The 1,545-nt window shown below is 57.5% G+C and carries 2 protein-coding genes; both read right to left on the bottom strand.

Annotation, left to right across the window (positions count from 1 at the left end; all coding sequences use genetic code 11):
- Positions 1 to 335 precede the first annotated feature (335 nt).
- Positions 336 to 626, bottom strand: a complete 291-nt coding sequence (locus tag M0654_RS22570) for a transposase (protein ID WP_248684991.1) — start codon at positions 624 to 626, stop codon at positions 336 to 338.
- Positions 593 to 1,483, bottom strand: a complete 891-nt coding sequence (locus tag M0654_RS22565; protein WP_248684990.1) for an IS110 family transposase — start codon at positions 1,481 to 1,483, stop codon at positions 593 to 595. Before M0654_RS22565 ends, M0654_RS22570 begins: the two co-directional genes overlap by 34 nt.
- Positions 1,484 to 1,545: the final 62 nt, after the last annotated feature.

Genomic DNA, 1,545 nt, shown 5'->3' with positions numbered 1-1,545 from the left:
CTGAAGCGGGACTATATCCGCATATCAGCTCTACCGGACGCCAAAACAGCGCTCCGGTTCATCGACGGATGGATCGAGGACTTGTATGATGGCGGTTCTGTCAAGCAGTCATTGGCGGCATCCTTCTAACTCCTGACTGGGCTGCGTTGGCGTGCTGGCGCACTCGGCGCATCGACTTGTATACGGCGAGGATTTGACCTCAACCACGATCCCATTCATGGGGCCAAGCAGTACTGAAGAGCAGCGCCACACTACAACACGGCGGATGTTATCCGTACCATCTTCAATCTCGGCAGCCGCTCTTCTCTCCAGTCGCCCGTCGGCGCATGGAACTCTTATACAGCTTCCGCTTTCAGCGACGCCCCCTGTGGGACTAGGCCGTCTTCAACAAATCGCCAGATGGCGACCGCAAGCTTTCGAGCGAGCGCAATGACGCCGATCTTGCGAGATCGGCCCGAACTCGCCCCGAAAGTGCTACGGTACCACTGGGACAAAGCGCTTGCCGGCTGATACCTCAGCCAACACCACGCAAGTTCAACGAGCAGCCGTCTGGCGAAGCGGTTACCGGCTTTGCTGATCCCCTGATCATGCTTCACAGCCCCACTTGCATACGGACTTGGTGCCAAGCCAAGAAAGCTCGCCAAACACTTTCGATTGCGAACTGTCGGTGGAATACCTCCGACACCAGCAGGACAGCACTCAATCTGCCAATACCCTTGAGCGTGGCGATGCGGTGAACCTTGTCGACGTTGGGAATGCACAGAGTACCATCCTTCAAACCGTCTTCAAGTTGGCGGTCGAGATCACGGATATGCGCGTGAACAAGTTCAAGGCGTTCGAACTCCCTACTCAGTTCTGCTGCGAGGAATTTGCCGAGTGGTTGGTCATCGGCTGTTCTGACCACCTGCAGCCATTTGCGCCAGTCGCCTCCCCAGAGAGCCTTGACCTGACGGATACCGTGAAGATTGAGCAGGGCACGGATACGGTTCACGTGGCGTGTCCGCTCTGCCGAAAGCTGCAGGCGTTCTCTGTCGAGGCGTTTGGCATCCTCCTCCTCCGGTGCGGGAATACGAACTTCGCGGCACACCGTTTTGTCGCCCTGGTCGAAAGAGCGGAACATTCGAACCATGGACTCAGCGTCAAGCCGGTCGGTTTTGGCCCTGCGGCTTCGCCTGTTGACCGGGAAGCTGGTGGAATCCAGTACAGATGTACGAATGCCTCGCTTCCGCAAGAACCTTGCCAACCAAAAGCCGTCATATCCGGCCTCAAAGCAAACGACGATCTCTGTGGGACATCCATCTATCTGCGCTGCGCTCGCTTGGGTGCTCTCCAGCATCCCGACGAGCGCTGCGGTATCGCCCCCGCGAACCTGCCGAAGCTTCACGCGATCTGAGCTTGGGGAAAGCACCGCAACTAGCCATGTGGATTTGCTCAACTCAATGGCTGCATACACTGACACACTGGACTTGGCGTTCTCGTTCATCGGAGGCCTCCTCGTTGTCGATGAAGCGGATGAGCCGGGCGGCTCGTCCATAGCATCTACAA

It is taken from the genome of Neorhizobium turbinariae, from assembly GCF_023223505.1.
Classification (GTDB): domain Bacteria; phylum Pseudomonadota; class Alphaproteobacteria; order Rhizobiales; family Rhizobiaceae; genus Neorhizobium; species Neorhizobium turbinariae.
The sequence above is the reverse complement of the archived record's forward strand: the minus strand, read 5'-3'. Positions and strand labels throughout refer to the sequence as shown.